Origin of the sequence: Brevibacterium sp. HMSC22B09 (assembly GCF_001806795.1) — a bacterium.
GTDB lineage: Bacteria > Actinomycetota > Actinomycetes > Actinomycetales > Brevibacteriaceae > Brevibacterium > Brevibacterium ravenspurgense.
The window spans coordinates 1-1,344 of sequence record NZ_KV786026.1; the positions used below are offsets into that span (position 1 = coordinate 1).

Annotated in this window: 1 rRNA gene; it reads right to left on the bottom strand. The window is 57.4% G+C overall.

Going from position 1 to position 1,344, the window contains the following annotated elements:
• Positions 1-20: 20 nt before the first annotated feature.
• Positions 21-1,344 (bottom strand): 16S ribosomal RNA (locus HMPREF3087_RS09075); the annotation flags it as partial.

The following is a 1,344-nucleotide window of genomic DNA, read 5'->3' on the forward strand; positions in this document are numbered from 1 at the left end:
TTGTATGTGTTGCTCCTTAGAAAGGAGGTGATCCAGCCGCACCTTCCGGTACGGCTACCTTGTTACGACTTAGTCCCAATCACCGGTCCCACCTTCGACGGCTCCCCCCACAAGGGTTAGGCCACCGGCTTCGGGTGTTACCGACTTTCGTGACTTGACGGGCGGTGTGTACAAGGCCCGGGAACGTATTCACCGCAGCGTTGCTGATCTGCGATTACTAGCGACTCCGACTTCACGTAGTCGAGTTGCAGACTACGATCCGAACTGAGACCGGCTTTAAGGGATTCGCTCCACCTCACGGCATCGCCACCCTCTGTACCGACCATTGTAGCATGCGTGAAGCCCAAGACATAAAGGGCATGATGATTTGACGTCATCCCCACCTTCCTCCGAGTTGACCCCGGCAGTCTCCTATGAGTTCCCACCATCACGTGCTGGCAACATAGAACGAGGGTTGCGCTCGTTGCGGGACTTAACCCAACATCTCACGACACGAGCTGACGACAACCATGCACCACCTGTACACCAGCCCCGAAGGGCGCACCTATCTCTAGGCGATTCCAGTGCATGTCAAGCCTTGGTAAGGTTCTTCGCGTTGCATCGAATTAATCCGCATGCTCCGCCGCTTGTGCGGGCCCCCGTCAATTCCTTTGAGTTTTAGCCTTGCGGCCGTACTCCCCAGGCGGGGAACTTAATGCGTTAGCTACGGCGCGGAATCCGTGGAATGGACCCCACACCTAGTTCCCAACGTTTACGGCATGGACTACCAGGGTATCTAATCCTGTTCGCTCCCCATGCTTTCGCTCCTCAGCGTCAGTAACAGCCCAGAGTCCCGCCTTCGCCACCGGTGTTCCTCCTGATATCTGCGCATTTCACCGCTACACCAGGAATTCCAGACTCCCCTACTGCACTCCAGTCTGCCCGTACCCACTGCACGCGCACCGTTAAGCGGCACGATTCCACAGCAGACGCGACAAACCACCTACGAGCTCTTTACGCCCAATAATTCCGGACAACGCTTGTACCCTACGTATTACCGCGGCTGCTGGCACGTAGTTAGCCGGTACTTCTTCTGCAGGTACCGTCACCCAAAGGCTTCTTCCCTACTGAAAGAGGTTTACAACCCGAAGGCCGTCATCCCCCACGCGGCGTCGCTGCATCAGGGTTCCCCCCATTGTGCAATATTCCCCACTGCTGCCTCCCGTAGGAGTCTGGGCCGTGTCTCAGTCCCAGTGTGGCCGGTCGCCCTCTCAGGCCGGCTACCCGTCGTCGTCTTGGTAGGCCATTACCCCACCAACAAACTGATAGGCCGCGAGCCCATCCCCAACCGAAAAACTTTCCACC